Source organism: Gilvimarinus sp. 1_MG-2023, from assembly GCF_030548285.1.
The window spans coordinates 1-306 of the sequence record NZ_JAUOSC010000671.1; the positions used below are offsets into that span (position 1 = coordinate 1).

Here is a 306-nt window from a genome sequence, read left to right on the forward strand (position 1 = left end):
GTGGGGGTTGGGTAAAAAGCAGGCGTTGGGTGAGCCGCGGCAGGGCCATCCGTGGGTTGCCCGTGTGTGTGGCCTGATGACCGGTTTTACCAGTTTTGTTGCCCATGCCGGTGGGCCACCGCTGAATTTGTATCTGTTGCCGTTGCGGTTACCACGGCCTGAATATCTGGCCACCATGGTTGTGACCATTGCCTGCCTGAATGTGGTCAAGCTGATTCCTTATGGCCTGCTGGGGCAGCTCAGCTCTGCCAACCTGATGACCGCACTGATTCTGATGCCTTTTGCCTGGATGGGTGCTCGTTACGG

At 57.8% G+C, this 306-nt stretch carries 1 protein-coding gene; it reads left to right on the forward strand.

The window, feature by feature from the left end:
• Positions 1–306 (forward strand): TSUP family transporter (locus tag Q4563_RS18560; protein WP_336623058.1); only part of this gene is annotated, 306 nt, incomplete at both ends.